13 protein-coding genes are annotated in these 14,331 nt (G+C 72.7%); 7 read left to right on the forward strand and 6 right to left on the reverse strand.

Annotated features, from left to right (window positions below; all coding sequences use genetic code 11):
* The 3 genes from NLX94_RS03425 to NLX94_RS03435 form a co-directional block, all read right to left on the reverse strand.
* On the reverse strand, window positions 1-834 hold the full coding sequence (locus NLX94_RS03425; RefSeq protein ID WP_254381029.1) for a M55 family metallopeptidase: 834 nt from the start codon (window positions 832-834) through the stop codon (window positions 1-3).
* A 105-nt stretch (window positions 835-939) separates the two neighbouring features.
* Window positions 940-1,473 carry a rhodanese-like domain-containing protein gene (locus NLX94_RS03430; RefSeq protein WP_254381030.1) on the reverse strand — a complete coding sequence of 178 codons (534 nt, stop codon included), beginning with the start codon at window positions 1,471-1,473 and terminating at the stop codon, window positions 940-942.
* A gap of 54 nt (window positions 1,474-1,527) precedes the next feature.
* Window positions 1,528-3,153, reverse strand: a complete 1,626-nt coding sequence (locus NLX94_RS03435; RefSeq protein ID WP_254381031.1) for an FAD-dependent oxidoreductase — start codon at window positions 3,151-3,153, stop codon at window positions 1,528-1,530.
* Between the two features lie 205 nt (window positions 3,154-3,358).
* Between NLX94_RS03435 and NLX94_RS03440 the strand changes: the two genes are divergently transcribed.
* The gene (locus NLX94_RS03440; RefSeq protein WP_254381032.1) at window positions 3,359-3,628 is read left to right on the forward strand and encodes a metal-sensitive transcriptional regulator; all 270 of its coding nucleotides are present in this window, start codon (window positions 3,359-3,361) and stop codon (window positions 3,626-3,628) included.
* Window positions 3,629-3,741: 113 nt separating this feature from the next.
* On the opposite strand, the gene NLX94_RS03445 is transcribed toward NLX94_RS03440, so the two are convergent.
* Both NLX94_RS03445 and NLX94_RS03450 read right to left on the reverse strand, forming a co-directional pair.
* Window positions 3,742-4,185, reverse strand: coding sequence for an SRPBCC family protein (locus NLX94_RS03445; protein WP_254381033.1), 444 nt, complete (start codon window positions 4,183-4,185; stop codon window positions 3,742-3,744).
* A gap of 97 nt (window positions 4,186-4,282) precedes the next feature.
* Window positions 4,283-5,284, reverse strand: a complete 1,002-nt coding sequence (locus tag NLX94_RS03450) for a S41 family peptidase (protein ID WP_254381034.1) — start codon at window positions 5,282-5,284, stop codon at window positions 4,283-4,285.
* 139 nt (window positions 5,285-5,423) lie between these two features.
* Between NLX94_RS03450 and NLX94_RS03455 the strand changes: the two genes are divergently transcribed.
* From NLX94_RS03455 to NLX94_RS03465, 3 genes are all read left to right on the forward strand, one after another.
* Window positions 5,424-6,458 carry an Rv2578c family radical SAM protein gene (locus NLX94_RS03455; protein ID WP_254381035.1) on the forward strand — a complete coding sequence of 345 codons (1,035 nt, stop codon included), beginning with the start codon at window positions 5,424-5,426 and terminating at the stop codon, window positions 6,456-6,458.
* 123 nt (window positions 6,459-6,581) lie between these two features.
* Entirely contained in the window at window positions 6,582-8,195 is a 1,614-nt protein-coding gene (locus NLX94_RS03460) for an alpha/beta hydrolase (RefSeq protein WP_254381036.1), read from the forward strand.
* Between the two features lie 58 nt (window positions 8,196-8,253).
* Entirely contained in the window at window positions 8,254-8,769 is a 516-nt protein-coding gene (locus NLX94_RS03465; RefSeq protein WP_254381037.1) for a RidA family protein, read from the forward strand.
* Here the strand turns inward: NLX94_RS03465 and NLX94_RS03470 are convergent.
* Entirely contained in the window at window positions 8,762-9,319 is a 558-nt protein-coding gene (locus NLX94_RS03470; RefSeq protein ID WP_254381038.1) for an adenylosuccinate lyase, read from the reverse strand. The genes NLX94_RS03465 and NLX94_RS03470 overlap by 8 nt on opposite strands.
* 395 nt (window positions 9,320-9,714) lie before the next feature.
* Here NLX94_RS03470 and NLX94_RS03475 point away from each other — a divergent pair, with 395 nt between their 5' ends.
* The 3 genes from NLX94_RS03475 to ccrA all read left to right on the forward strand — a co-directional run bounded on the left by NLX94_RS03475 (window position 9,715) and on the right by ccrA (window position 14,300).
* Entirely contained in the window at window positions 9,715-11,535 is a 1,821-nt protein-coding gene (locus tag NLX94_RS03475) for a 3-hydroxyacyl-CoA dehydrogenase family protein (RefSeq protein ID WP_254381039.1), read from the forward strand.
* Window positions 11,536-11,722: 187 nt separating this feature from the next.
* Window positions 11,723-12,550: a TetR family transcriptional regulator gene (locus tag NLX94_RS03480; RefSeq protein ID WP_254381040.1), complete on the forward strand. Its 828-nt coding sequence runs from the start codon at window positions 11,723-11,725 to the stop codon at window positions 12,548-12,550.
* A gap of 412 nt (window positions 12,551-12,962) precedes the next feature.
* On the forward strand, window positions 12,963-14,300 hold the full coding sequence (ccrA, locus tag NLX94_RS03485; RefSeq protein WP_254381041.1) for a crotonyl-CoA carboxylase/reductase: 1,338 nt from the start codon (window positions 12,963-12,965) through the stop codon (window positions 14,298-14,300).
* Window positions 14,301-14,331: the final 31 nt, after the last annotated feature.

The following is a 14,331-nucleotide window of genomic DNA, read 5'->3' on the forward strand; positions in this document are numbered from 1 at the left end:
TCAGCCATACTGCTCCTCCACCGCTGCCGAGACGATCGTGGTGACCGCCTTGAAGGTCCGGATCCCCTCGTACATCGTCCCGCTCGTGTACCCGACCCTACGCTCACCCACCCGCTCGACCCCGGGCACGACGGTGGCCGCCATCGCCAGGTGCTCGGCGTCGAACTCCACCTCCACCGCGAACGGTCCCCCGCGCACCGGCTCGTGGCGTACGGCGAGGGCCGCGGCCTCCTTGGCGGCGGCCCGGATGTCGGCGGCCGTACGGGCCGGGGTGCGGCAGACGGCGGCGTAGCGCGAGACGTGGTCCTTGACGGCGACCGTCACCGCCTCCGGGGCGTAGCCGGCGGCGTCGGCGCAGGTCAGGTCGTCTCCGGTGACGAGGACGACCGGGACCCCGTACTCGGCGACCACGTGCGCGTTGAGCACGCCCTCGCTGGCGCGGCTCCCGTTGAGCCAGACCCCGGTGATGGAGTTGGCGAGGTAGGTGTGGGCGAGCACGCCCTCGGCGCCCGCGCCCGTGTGGTAGCCGACGAAGGCGATGCCGTCGACGTCCCCGTGCTGGACGCCCTCGACCATGGACAGGGACTTGTGACGGCCGGTGAGCATCTCCACGCGGGCGTCGAGCCGCTCCAGCAGCAGGTTGCGCATGGTCGAGTGGGCCTCGTTGACGAGGACCTGGTCGGCGCCGGCGTCGTAGAAGCCGAGGACGGCGGCGTTCACGTCGGAGGTGAACAGGGTCCGGCAGCGTTCCCACTGCGGTGTCCCGGGCAGCACGTCGGCGGGCCAGGTGACGCCGGTGGCGCCTTCCATGTCGGCGGAGATGAGGATCTTCATCGGGCCCCCCGGCGGTAGGTAGCGCTCAGGGCCCCACCCTAACCCTCCGGCCCCTCCCGGACCCCGGGGCCGGATCCGGGCGCGCCGCACGGGTCACCGGACGGTTCAGCGCCTGTTGTACGGCAGCCGGGCCAGCAGTGAGCCCATGGCACAGGTGTCCGAGAGCGCGGAGAACACCAGCCCGGCCGCCACCCCGGCGGACAGCAGCAGGGCGGCCGGGTGCAGGAGCCCGCCGGCCAGCCCCGCCAGGACCAGGGCGCCCGCGGCCAGCCGGACCTGACGGTCCATGGCCCAGGGGGCGGTGCCCCGGCCGGCCCCCTCGGGCCTTTCCAGTGCGCCGCCCGCCCGCTGCCAGGCCGAGGTCCCCCCGGACAGCGAGTGCGCGGTCAGGCCGTGCCCGGCCAGCGCCCGGCACGCCCGGGCCGACCGGGCGCCGGAGGCGCAGACGACGAGCAGCACGGCCTGCCCGGTCCGCAGTTGCTCCAGTGCGGAGGGCATCCGATCCAGCGGGATGTTGCGGGCGCCGGGCAGGTGCCCGCCCGCGAACTCCGCCGGGGTGCGCACGTCGATGACGGTGAACTCGGAGAGCCGGGCGCGGGCTTCGGCGGGGGCGATCTCGACGGCGGGTACGGATGCCATGGGGGTTCCTTCGAGGGAGGGGGAAGCGGATCGGGCGACGGTGGGCCGGGCGTGTCAGGCGGCGGCCGCGGCGGTGCCGGCGGACCAGGTGAGCCACCCGCCGTCGAGGTTCGCGGCGTCCAGGCCGAGGTTGCGCAGCAGCCGGACCGCGGTGTGCGCGCGCTGCCCGCCCTGGCAGTAGACGGTGAGCGGCCGGTCCGCGGGCAGCTCGCCGACGCGGTCGCGCAGCTCGTCCAGCGGGATGTTCACCGAGCCGGGCAGGTGCCCGCGCTCGTGCTCGGCCTTGGTCCGTACGTCGACCGGGAGGCCGTGGCCGCCGTCGCCCGCGTCCCACTGGACCGTCGGGGTGGTGCCGGTCAGGAGGTTGTCGGCGAGGTAGCCCAGCAGGTTGACGGGATCCTTGGCGGAGCCGTACGGGGGCGCGTAGGCCAGTTCGAGGTCCGCGAGCGCGGTCACGGGGAGCCCGGCGGCCATCGCCGTGGCCAGTACGTCGATCCGCTTGTCGACTCCGTCGGAGCCGACGGCCTGGGCGCCGAGGATCCGCAGGCTCTGCGGATCGAAGAGGAGCTTCAGGGACAGCGGCGCGGCGCCGGGGTAGTACCCGGCGTGCGATCCGCCGTGCAGGTGCAGGGCGCGGTACGGACGGCCCTCGCGCCGGAGCTCCTTCTCGGCCCGGCCGGTCGCGGCCGCCGTCAGTCCGAAGACCTGCACGATGGCGGTGCCCTGCGCGGGCACGGCCGTGACGGTCCGCCCGGCGAGGGTGTCGGCGGCGATCCGGCCGTGCCGGTTGGCGAGGTTCGCGAGCGGGATCAGCCGGGTCCCGCCGCCGGGCGCGTACGCCTTCTCGGCCGCGTCGCCCACGGCCAGGATGCGGGGATCGCTGGTGCGCAGCGCCCCGTCCACCCGTATCCCGCCGTGCGGGCCCAGCTCCAGCCCGGCCGTCACGGCGAGTGCCGTCTCGGGGCGGACGCCGACGGCGAGCAGCACCAGGTCGGCCGGGACCCGGTCGCCGTCGGCGAGCTCCACCTCCCGCGGCAGCACCCGCACGGCGCTGCCGCCCAGCCGCAGGTCCACGCCGTGGGCCCGCAGTTCGGCGGCGGCCGGCTGGGCCATCTCCGGGTCGAGCGGGGGCAGGACCTGCGGGGCGGCCTCGACCAGGGTGGTGGCCAGGCCCCGGTGGCGCAGGTTCTCGGCGGCCTCGATGCCGATGAACCCGCCCCCGATCACCACGGCGGTCCGGGCGCCGCCCGCCAGGGCGGCCAGGATGCCGTCGAGATCCGCGATGTCGCGCAGGGTGTGGGCCCGCTCGATGCCCGGCACCGGGGGCACCACCGGGCGGGCGCCGGGGGCCAGGACCAACCGGTCCCAGCTCTCTTCGTAGAGGCGTCCGTCGGCGAGGTCGCGCACCCGCACCAGCTGTGCTTCGCGGTCGACGGAGAGGACCTCGCTGCGCACGCGGACATCGAGGGCGAAGCGGCGGGCGAGGGTGTCGGGGGTGTGCAGCAGCAGGTCCTCGCGCTCCTCGATGACCCCGCCGAGGTGATAGGGCAGACCGCAGTTGGCGAAGCTCACGTACCCGCCGCGCTCCAGTACGACGATCTCCGCCTCCTCGTCCAGGCGGCGGAGCCTCGCCGCGGCCGACATGCCCGCCGCGACCCCTCCGATGACGACGACCTTCATGGGATCACCCTTGCCTCTCGCTCGGACCTGATACCCCCGGGAGTATCCGGGCGATGAGGTCGACGATACCCAGGGGGGTATCGAAATTGCAAAAGCGAACCCCTGCCCGCCCTCTGCCCACCCCTCGACGGATACCCGTGCGGGTATCGTGGAGGGCGTACGCGATCGCGGACTCGCGGGACGGACACGAGAGAAGGCGGGCACCGTGAAGGTGGAAGAGGAAGCGTCGACCGCGGTGCTGAACCGGCTGCGCCGGGCGCAGGGTCAGCTCTCCGGGGTGATCGCGATGATCGAGAGCGGCCGGGACTGCAAGGACGTGATCACCCAGCTGGCAGCGGTCTCCAGGGCCCTGGACCGGGCCGGGTTCAAGATCATCGCCTCGGGCATGCGCCAGTGCCGGCAGGACGGCGAGGGCGGCCAGGAAGCACCCCTCACGGAGGAGGAGCTGGAGAAGCTGTTCCTCTCCCTGGCCTGACAGCACGAACCGGCCTGACAGCACGAAAGCCCGGCGACCCTCGGGCCGCCGGGCCGCTCAGTTCACTCGATCCGGTGAGGCCCGATCTTCGGCCTCACCGGCAACGGTCGTACTCAGCCCTTGACTTCGGCCGCCAGGTTGTCGAGGAGGGTGTCGTAGATGCGGGCCAGGCCCTTGGGCGCGAAGGTGCGCTCGAAGAAGCCGCCGATGCCGCCCGCGCCGTCCCACACGGTGGTGACGACGGCCTTGGACTTGCCCTCGCCCGCGGGGGTGACGGTCCAGGTGGTGACCATGGAGGAGTTGCGGTCCTTCTCCACGAGCTGGCCGTCGGTGGGCTCGGTGACCTCCAGCAGGCAGTCGCGGACCCGCTTGCTCGTGGCCTGCAGCTTCCAGTGGACGAGGGTGCCCTCGCCGTCGCCGCCCTCGCGCACCTCGTACTCGCTGAAGTGCTCGGGCAGCACCTTGCCGCGGGTCCCGGTGTAGTCGGCCAGCGCGTCGAACACGGTCTCCGCGTCCGCCCCGATGATGCGTTCCGTGGTGGCCTCGACCTGCGCCATGGCTTTCCTCCAGCAGTTGTGTTCGCTCGTCACCGCGAAGCCAACCACCTCCGGGGCGGGCGCCCAAATCCGGGTCGGATCCGGTCCCGGTGACCTGTCACTGCGTACCCATCCAGCGGATCGCGGCTTCCAGGGTGCCGTCCTGGCCGTTGCCGGGGTTGCGCGCATCGTCCGGGAGCTCTTCGTCGGGCGGGATCGGGCCCTCATGGATCCTCCCGGTCCGGTCCGCCTCCCTGGCCCGGGTGAGGACGATCAGCGCGCCGTCGGTGAGCCGGTGGGCCTCGTTGGCCGTGGGAACACCGCGGGTGGGCTGGCCGAAGCTCCGCGTACGGGGCTGTCCGCGGAAGGCGATCGTCACGGCCTCGGCCGCGCTGGCGGTGCGCTTGCCGGTGAGCACGGCGACCGGCGGATCGGGATGCGCCAGCGGTTCGGAGGGGCCCCAGGTTTCGAGGTAGGCCTTCGGTGTTCCGTCCTGGAGGGTCCACGCGGTCCGCTTGCCGTCGGCCTCCACGAACGCGCCGACGTCACCGTCGCCCAGGAGGCGTCCGACGGAGGCCAGCGGTCCCCACATGTCGCCGCCCGCATTGCTGCGCAGGTCGACGATCCAGCCGCGGGCCCCCCGCCCGTCCAGGTCCCGTACGACGGTCCGGGCCTGGCGGACGTAGGCCGCGGCGGCCGTGTCGGACGCGACCGGGGGCAGCAGGAGGTAACCGATTCCTCCGGGCAGCAGCCGGCCTTCGGGCAGTACGGAGTTCTCCGGTGAAGGGCTCAGCGCCGCCCCGGCCTCCTCCGGGGTCATGAACCGGCTGTGCCCGTCGCCCAGATCCCGCAGCGCTGCGCGAACGGCCCCGTAGGTCTCGGCCGGTGTGCGCGCCTTCGCGCTGAGGGCGAAGGCGTTCTCGCGTATCTCCGGCCAGTCGAGTTCACGCTTGTGCAGCGAGTTCTTCTCCATGACGTCCAGCGCGGCGGTGAGGTAGGCGCGGGCCTCGGGCGACATCGCGGATCCCGGCGCCGAAGGCCCGGCGGTACAGCCGGTGGCGATCACGAGCGCCGCCAGGGCCGCGATCACGTGGCGCCGCGCCGGCATCCCCTTCGACATCTCCCGCATCGCGCCCCTGCACTTCCTCTTGCCCGGCGAGGGGCCGCTCGGCCCCTCGCTGACCAGCGACTTTACCGGGCCGCACGATCATGGGAACGTTTGTTCTATTCTCGGGGCGAGCTACCGAGGGAGGCGCACCATGCGCTGGGACAACCTGACCGCGGGCCCCACGGGCCCGGCCGCGCTCTTCGGCGCCGGATCCGTCGTCACCCGTACCGTCGACACCCCCGAATTCCGCGGGATCACCTTCCACGAGGTCCGGGCCCGGTCGATCGTCAACCGGGTCCCCGGCGCCTCGCGCATGCCGTTCGAGTGGACCGTGAACCCGTACCGGGGATGCAGTCACGCCTGCGTGTACTGCTTCGCCCGCAAGACGCACAGCTATCTCGACCTCGACACCGGCATCGGCTTCGACTCCCAGATCGTCGTCAAGACCAACGCCCCCGAGCTGCTGCGCCGCGAGCTCGCCGCGCCCGGCTGGAGCGGCGCGCACATCGCGGTGGGCACCAACGTGGACTGCTACCAGCGCGCCGAGGGCCGCTACCGGCTCATGCCCGGGATCATCGAGGCGCTGCGCGACCGCGCCAACCCCTTCTCGATCCTCACCAAGGGCACGCTGATCCTGCGCGACCTGCCCCTCCTCCAGGAGGCGGCGGCCGTCGCCGATGTCGGGATCTCGGTCTCCGTCGGCTTCACCGACACCTCCCTGTGGCGCACGGTCGAGCCCGGCACCCCCTCCCCCGCCGCCCGGCTGCAGGCCGTCCGCACCCTGACCGACGCCGGCATCGAGTGCGGGGTGCTGATGGCGCCGGTGATCCCCTTCCTCGGCGACTCCCCGGAGCAACTGCGGGCCACCGTCCGGGCCGTCGCGGAGTCGGGCGCGACCTCCGTGACACCCCTGGTACTCCATCTGCGCCCCGGCGCACGCGAGTGGTTCACGGCCTGGCTGGGCGAGCACCACCCCCACCTGGTCGAGCGGTACGAGCGGATGTACGCGGGCGGCTCGTACGCGCCCACCTGGTACCAGCGGATGATCACCCGCCAAGTCCACGAGCTCGCCGCGGAATTCGGCATCGGCCCCGGCGGCCGCGGACCCGCCCGGCGGATCGTCGTACCGGAGCGGCCGGACGGGCCCGCGCCCGCGCCCGGGCCGACCCAGCTCAGCCTGCTCTGAGCACCCGTACGACCGTACGACCGACTGAAGGGTCATCACATCGGGCCAATCGGGGCCCCAATCCCCCCATCCGGAAGCAGCTTCCGGGACGATTCCGCCCAGAACCCTCGGCTGGGAGGCCCCATGCTGCACCCGACGCTGCGCCCGATCCCGCACCCGACGAAGGAGGGCAAGTCCGGTCCCGCCCTGCGGCGCGCCGCCGTCCTGCTCGCGGTGTCCACCCTCGCCGCCGCCCTGGCGAGCCCGGTCACGGCCGCGGCCCCGGCGGCGCCCGCGCCGGGCGCGGAAGCACTGAAGTGGTCCAACTGCGCGACCTCCCGCTACCCGACGCTCCAGTGCGCCTCCCTCCCCGTCCCCCTCGACCACGCGAATCCGACGGGCCGGCAGATCTCCCTCGCCCTGACCCGGGTCCCCCACACGGCCGCCCGCTCGCAGGGCCCGCTGCTGGTCAACCCCGGCGGACCGGGCGGCAGCGGCCGCACCCTGGCCGGGTTCGTCGCCTCCGCGCTGCCCAAGGAGGTGGCGGCCCAGTACGACGTGATCGGCTTCGACCCCCGCGGCGTCGGCAAGAGCGAGCCCGCCCTGGACTGCGGCACGGGGCACTTCACCCCCGTACGGCCCGACTCCGTACCGCTGGACGAGGAGACCGAGCGGGCCAACCTGGAGCGGGTGAAGGCCTTCGCCGAGTCCTGCCAGACCAAGCACGCGGACGTCCTCCCGTACATCGGCACCGTGTCGGCGGCCCGTGACCTCGAAGTGCTGCGCACCGCCCTGCGCGCGGACCGGCTGAGCTACTTCGGCTACTCCTACGGCACCTACCTGGGCGCGGTGTACGCCAAGCTCCACCCCGACCGCGTGCACCGGCTGGTCCTGGACTCGGTCGTCGACCCGGCCGGGGTCTGGTACGAGGACAACCTCGCCCAGGACCAGGCCTTCGACTCCCGCCACAAGGCCTTCCTGGCCTGGGTGGCCCGCTACGACTCCACCTACCACCTCGGCACCGACCCGGCCGAGGTGGAGGCCCGCTGGTACGCGATGCGGACCGCGCTGCGCACGGCCCCGGCCGGCGCCAAGGTGGGCCCGGCGGAGCTGGAGGACACCTTCATGCCGGGCGGCTACTTCAACGGCTACTGGCCCCACCTGGCGACGGCCTTCGCCGCGTACGCGGTGGAGGGCGACCCGAAGCCGCTGGTCGCCGCGTACGAGAAGTTCGGCGCGGTGGAGCCCTCGGCCGGCAACAGCTACAGCGTCTACACGGCCGTGCAGTGCCGGGACTCCGCCTGGCCCAGGAACTGGAACCAGTGGCGGGCCGACATGTGGCGCACGCACGTCAAGGCGCCCTTCATGACCTGGAACAACGCCTGGTACAACGCCCCGTGCGCGTTCTGGCCGGCCGAACCGCTCGTGGCACCGGACGTGACGAACGCGGCGCTCCCGCAGGCGCTCCTCTTCCAGGCGACCGAGGACGCGGCGACCCCGTACGAGGGCGCGGTGAGCATGCGGCGCAAGCTGGCGGGTTCGGCGCTGGTGGTCGAGGAGGGCGGCGGCAACCACGGCATCGCGCTGAGCGGCAACAAGTGCCTGGACGAGAAGCTCGCCTCCTACCTGCTGACGGGGAAGGCGGCGGACGCCGTCTGCCCCGCCCAGCCGGCCCCCACCCCGATCCCGGCGACCCGCGCGGTCCCGCCGTCGGCGGGCGGCGCGGCGCTCCACGGTCTGCTCGGCTTCCGGGGCTGATCCGCTTCCGGGGCCGATCGGCTTCCGGGGCCGGTCCGCACCGGGCAGGATCGTGCCCATGGCTACTTCACAGAACGACCATCTCACCCGCATCTCCGCGCCGGAGGGCGTCGCCCCCGGCACCGGCTACCACCACGTCGTCTGGGGCACCGGGCGGTTCGTCGCCGTGTCCGGGCAGTGCGCCTTCGACGAGAAGGGCGAGCTGGTCGGCGAGGGCGACGCCGCCGCCCAGGCCCGGCAGGTGTTCGCGAACCTGCGGCGGTGCCTGGCGGCGGCCGGGGCCGGCTTTGAGGACGTGGTGAAGCTGACGTACTTCGTCACCGACATCGCCGACCTCCCGGCGGTACGGGAGGCCCGCGACCTGGTGTTCGCCCCGGACCGGCTCCCGGCCTCCTCGGCGGTCCAGGTGTCGGCCCTGTTCCGGCCCGAACTGCTCCTGGAGATCGAGGCCTTCGCGATCGTCCCCGAGCCGGCCGGTTCCGGACCGGGATCCGCCGACGAGTCCGAGACCGGTTTCCGGACCGGGTCCGGGGCCGGTTTCGGCACCGGGTTCAAGACCGGCTTCGCTAGCTGAGCTGCAGCCCGCGCAGGGCCTCCGTCGCCGCCACCGCGAGCCGGGGGTGGGACTGGGCCCGGGTCAGGACCTCACGGGCGCGCTGGTCCGCCAGCGCGCCCAGCCCCTCCACGCAGGCCAGGGCGACCCGCCAGTACGGGTCGTTCGGCGCGAGCAGCCGCGTCAGCGTGCGGATGAGCGCCGGGGCGGACTCCGGGGCGCGCAAGGCCGCGAGCAGCCGGACCGGGTGCAGGGCGTAGGCCGTGCGCAGTTCGTTCGTGGCGAGCGCCGCCGCGGCGCGGGCGGTGCGCGGGTCCCCGAGGACGGCCAGCGCCTGCGCGGCCGCCTCGCAGCGCGGCGGGTCGCGGTGGTTGAGCAGCAGGACCAGGGACTCGAAGGCGCGCCGGTCGCCGGCCAGCCCCAGCCGGTACGCGGCCAGTTCGCGGGCCCACAGCGGCAGCCCGGCGGAGGTCAGGGAGGCGGCCAGCGCGTCCTCGTCCGCGGCGAGCAGCGCCTCGTACTCCGGTGCCTGCGCGGCTTCGGCCCGCAGGCGCTCCAACACGTCGTTCACCCGGCCACCCTAGGGGGCCGCGGCGGCCGCCGCGCCGGGTTCCCGACAGCCGGTTGATCGATGATCGATGATCGGTACATTTGGGCGGTACAGGTCACATCTCCGCGCTCTGGCGGACCAGTTACCAACGGGTTACTGTCCCTACAACACGTACGAGGGCGGCCTGGTGACGCAGCCACCTCGTACCAGTCGGTTCTGCACGACCACACCGTTCACGGCGTGACCCCGGGACAGGGCTCCGCCGTCTCCGCCCTCAGGGCTGCTTCCCGCAGTGCCGCCCCCGGGCTTCTCCGCACGGCTTCTCCGTACGGCATCCGCGCGCGACATGTGCTCCGCGTGCGCTGTGTGCTCCGCGCGCCCCCTCAGTCGTCACCCTCTTCCACTGGAGTCCCGCGATGGACCTTCCGTCCACGTCCAGTCAGTCGTCCCCCTCCCGTCCCGCCCTGCAGACCATCGCCGTCGTCGGTCTCGGCACGATGGGCTCCGGCATCGCCGAGGTCCTCGCCCGGGCCGGCCGCGAGGTCATCGGCATCGACATCAGCGAAGCCGCCGCCCGCCGGGCCACCGCGGCCCTCGCGGCGGCCACCGCCCGCTCCGTCACCAGGGAGCAGCTCAGCGAGCAGGAGCGCGAGGCGGTGCTCGCCCGCTTCCGGACCTTCTCCGAGCTGGAAGCCGCCGCCGACGCCGACCTCGTCATCGAGGTGGTCCCCGAGTCCTACGAGCTCAAGCAGCGGATCTTCCGCGAGCTCGACGCGATCGTCCGCCCCACCGCGATCCTGGCCACCGGCACCAACGCCCTGTCGGTGACGCGGATGGCCGCCGAGTCCCAGCGCCCGGAGCGCGTGGTCGGCCTGCACTTCTTCAACCCGGTCGGGGCGATGAAGCTGGTCGAGGTCGTCTCCAGCGTGCTGACGGCCCCGCCGGCCGTGGAGGCGGTCACCACCCTGGCCCGCGAGCTCGGCAAGGAGCCCGTCGCGGTCGGCGACCGTCCGGGCTTCGTCGCCGACGGGCTGCTCTTCGGCTACCTGAACCAGGCCGCCGCCATGTACGAGGCGCGGTACGCCTCCCGCGAGGACATCGACGCGGCGATGAAGCTGGGCTGCGGCCTGCCGATGGGCCCGCTCGCGCTGCTCGACCTGATCGGGGTGGACACCGCCCGCACCGTCCTGGAGGCCATGTACGCGTCCTCGGGCGACCGGCTGCACGCCCCGGCCCCGATCCTCGGCCACCTCGCCGAGGCGGGCCTGACCGGGCAGAAGTCCGGGCGCGGCTTCTACACGTACGAGGCTCCGGGCAGCCAGGTCGTCGTCCGTGACCTGCAGACCCCGCCGGACGGGGAGCTGGTCCGGGCGAGCCGCCCGGTGCACTCGGTCGGCGTGGCCGGTTCGGGCACGATGGCGAGCGGGATCGCGCAGGTCTTCGCGCAGGCCGGCTTCCCCGTGGTGCTGGCGGCCCGCAGCCAGGAGAAGGCGGACGCGGCGAAGGCCGCGATCGGCAAGTCGCTGGCCCGCGCGGTGGACCGGGGCCGGCTGACGGCCGAGGCCGCCACCGCCACCGTGGACCGGATCACGGCGGCGGGCTCGCTGGACGCCTTCGCCGACGTGGACCTGGCCGTGGAGGCCGTCGCCGAGGACCTGGAGGTGAAGCAGGAGCTGTTCCGGGCGCTGGACAAGGCCTGCAAGCCCGGTGCGGTGCTCGCGACCACGACCTCCTCGCTCCCGGTGATCGCGATCGCCCGCGCGACCTCGCGGCCCGAGGACGTGATCGGCATGCACTTCTTCAACCCGGCCCCGGCGATGAAGCTCGTCGAGGTGGTCCGGACCGTCCTGACCGCCGACGACGTGCACGCCACCGTCCGCGGGATCTGCGGGCAGGTGCGCAAGCACGCGGTGGACTGCGGGGACCGGGCCGGCTTCATCGTGAACGCGCTGCTGTTCCCGTACCTCAACAACGCGATCAAGATGGTCGAGCAGCACTACGCCGGCATCGACGACATCGACGCGGCGATGAAGCTGGGCGGCGGCTACCCGATGGGGCCCTTCGAGCTCCTCGACGTGGTCGGCCTGGACGTGTCGCTGGCCATCGAGAAGGTCCTGCACAAGGAGTTCCGCGACCCGGGCCTGGCCCCGTCCCCGCTGCTGGAGCACCTGGTCGCGGCGGGCTGCCTGGGCCGGAAGACCGGCCGCGGATTCCGTGAGTACGCCCCCCGCCGGTAACCCGCGGCAGGCTCAGGAGCCCCACGAACCGGATGCGTGGGGAGGGCTGCTCGGGTCCGTCGGACCCTCACGGCGGACGAACCCTCCCGAGGAGCACTGTGTGCCCAGTGCCGGCCCTCCCCCGCGTCCCCTCCCGTCCCACCCCCCTCGGGAGCGCTCTCCCGCTCGAATGAAGTACTTTCGCTCTATGTCCCAGCCCGCCAAGACCTCACCCCGCGCCTCCGCGGTCTCCGATGCCCCGGAGACCCCGGCCGGCACCAAGGCGGCCGCGCAGCGGCTCAAAATGCGCCGCGAGCTCGCAGCGGCCGCCATGGAGCTCTTCGCGAACAAGGGGTACGAGGCCACCACGGTCGACGAGATCGCCTCGGTGGCGGGGGTCGCGCGCCGGACCTTCTTCCGGCACTTCCGGTCCAAGGAAGAGGCGATCTTCCCGGACCACGACGACACCCTGACCCGCGCCGAGGCCGTCCTCGACGTGGCCCCGGCGCACGAGCACCCGCTCGACACGGTGTGCCGGGGGATCAAGGAAGTCATGAAGATGTACGCCGCCTCGCCCGCGGTGTCGGTGGAGCGCTACCGGCTCACCCGTGAGGTGCCGGCGCTGCGGGAGCGGGAGATCGCCTCGGTCGCCCGCTACGAGCGGCTGTTCACCCGCTACCTGCTGGCTCACTTCGACGAGACCGACCACCACGACGGCAACGACGACCCGCTGCTGGCGGAGGTCGCCGCGTCGGCGGTGGTCACGGCCCACAACCACGTGCTGCGGCGCTGGCTGCGGGCGGGCGGGCAGGGCGACGTGGAGGCACAGCTCGACCACGCCTTCTCGATCGTGCGCAAGACCTTCGGGTCGGGGATCGGCGCGGGGCGCACGCTGAGCACGGCTCCGGCGCCGGAGCCCGCCGCCGCGCCGGCCTCGGTGCGTACGCAGGGCGAGGTGCTGGTGGCGGTGGCCCGTACGGACGCCCCGCTGGACGAGGTCATGCGGACCATCGAAGAGGCGCTCAGAAACAAGTAGGCGACACCACTCACGCGACGCTCGTCACAGCGGCCGCTCCCGTTCCGGGGGCGGCCGCTTTCGTTTGTCCGAGTTGCCCCTACTCGCGGGTAACTCTGATCGATCATCGCTCATCCGTGCAGGTCAATCGGCAAATGAGAGAAAGTTTTGGCACGCGGTGCCTTGCTGAGTGACACGGGGTGCCATACGTTGAATCTCGTCCGGATGTCCCCGCGGTCCAGCCCACTCGGTACGGAACGCGCCCCGGATGCCTGCGTCACCAGGCCTCCCGCACCGCCCCACCACAGGCACCGCGCAGCAGCACCCCAGCCGAATCGACGGCGCCCCACCCTCATCGCTCCACCGCATCGCAGCTCACCGCACCCCGTTTCCCTCAGCGCACCCTCATCAGCGCACGGCCGGAGGCAACACCGTGAAGGACATCCTGGACGCGATCCAGTCGCAGGCCGCGACGGCCGCCGACTTCGCTGCCCTGCCGCTCCCCGACTCGTACCGCGCGATCACCGTGCACAAGGACGAGGCGGAGATGTTCGCCGGGCTCACCACCCGCGAGAAGGACCCCCGCAAGTCCCTGCACCTCGACGAGGTCCCGCTCCCCGAGCTGGGCCCGGGCGAGGCCCTGGTCGCCGTCATGGCCTCCTCGGTCAACTACAACTCGGTGTGGACCTCGATCTTCGAGCCGGTCTCCACCTTCAGCTTCCTGGAGCGCTACGGGCGCCTCTCGGAGCTCACCAAGCGCCACGACCTGCCGTACCACGTCATCGGCTCCGACCTCGCGGGCGTCGTGCTGCGCACCGGCCCCGGCGTCAACGCCTGGAAGCCGGGCGACGAGGTCGTCGCGCACTGCCTGTCGGTGGAGCTGGAGTCCTCGGACGGCCACAACGACACGATGCTCGACCCCGAGCAGCGCATCTGGGGCTTCGAGACCAACTTCGGCGGCCTGGCGGAGATCGCCCTGGTCAAGTCGAACCAGCTGATGCCGAAGCCCGACCACCTCAGCTGGGAGGAGGCCGCCTCCCCCGGCCTGGTCAACTCCACCGCGTACCGCCAGCTGGTCTCCCGCAACGGCGCCGGCATGAAGCAGGGCGACAACGTCCTGATCTGGGGCGCGAGCGGCGGCCTCGGCTCGTACGCCACCCAGTTCGCGCTGGCCGGCGGCGCCAACCCGATCTGCGTGGTCTCCAGCCCCGAGAAGGCGGACATCTGCCGGGCGATGGGCGCGACCGCGGTCATCGACCGCAACGCCGAGGGCTACAAGTTCTGGAAGGACGAGCACACCCAGGACCCGAAGGAGTGGAAGCGCTTCGGCAAGCGCATCCGCGAGCTGACCGGCGGCGAGGACATCGACATCGTCTTCGAGCACCCGGGCCGCGAGACCTTCGGCGCGAGCGTCTACGTCACCCGCAAGGGCGGCACCATCACCACCTGCGCCTCGACCTCCGGCTACATGCACGAGTACGACAACCGCTACCTGTGGATGTCCCTCAAGCGGATCATCGGCTCGCACTTCGCGAACTACCGCGAGGCCTGGGAGGCCAACCGCCTGATCTCGAAGGGCAAGATCCACCCCACCCTGTCGAAGGTCTACTCCCTGGAGGAGACCGGCCAGGCCGCCTACGACGTCCACCGCAACCTCCACCAGGGCAAGGTCGGCGTGCTCTGCCTGGCCCCCGAGGAGGGCCTCGGCGTCCGGGACCACGAACTGCGCGCCACGCACCTCGACGCCATCAACCGCTTCCGGAACATCTGAGACAGCCTCAAAGGCCTAAGGGACAGCCTGA

This window comes from Streptomyces sp. TBY4 (assembly GCF_024213195.1).
GTDB lineage: Bacteria > Actinomycetota > Actinomycetes > Streptomycetales > Streptomycetaceae > Streptomyces.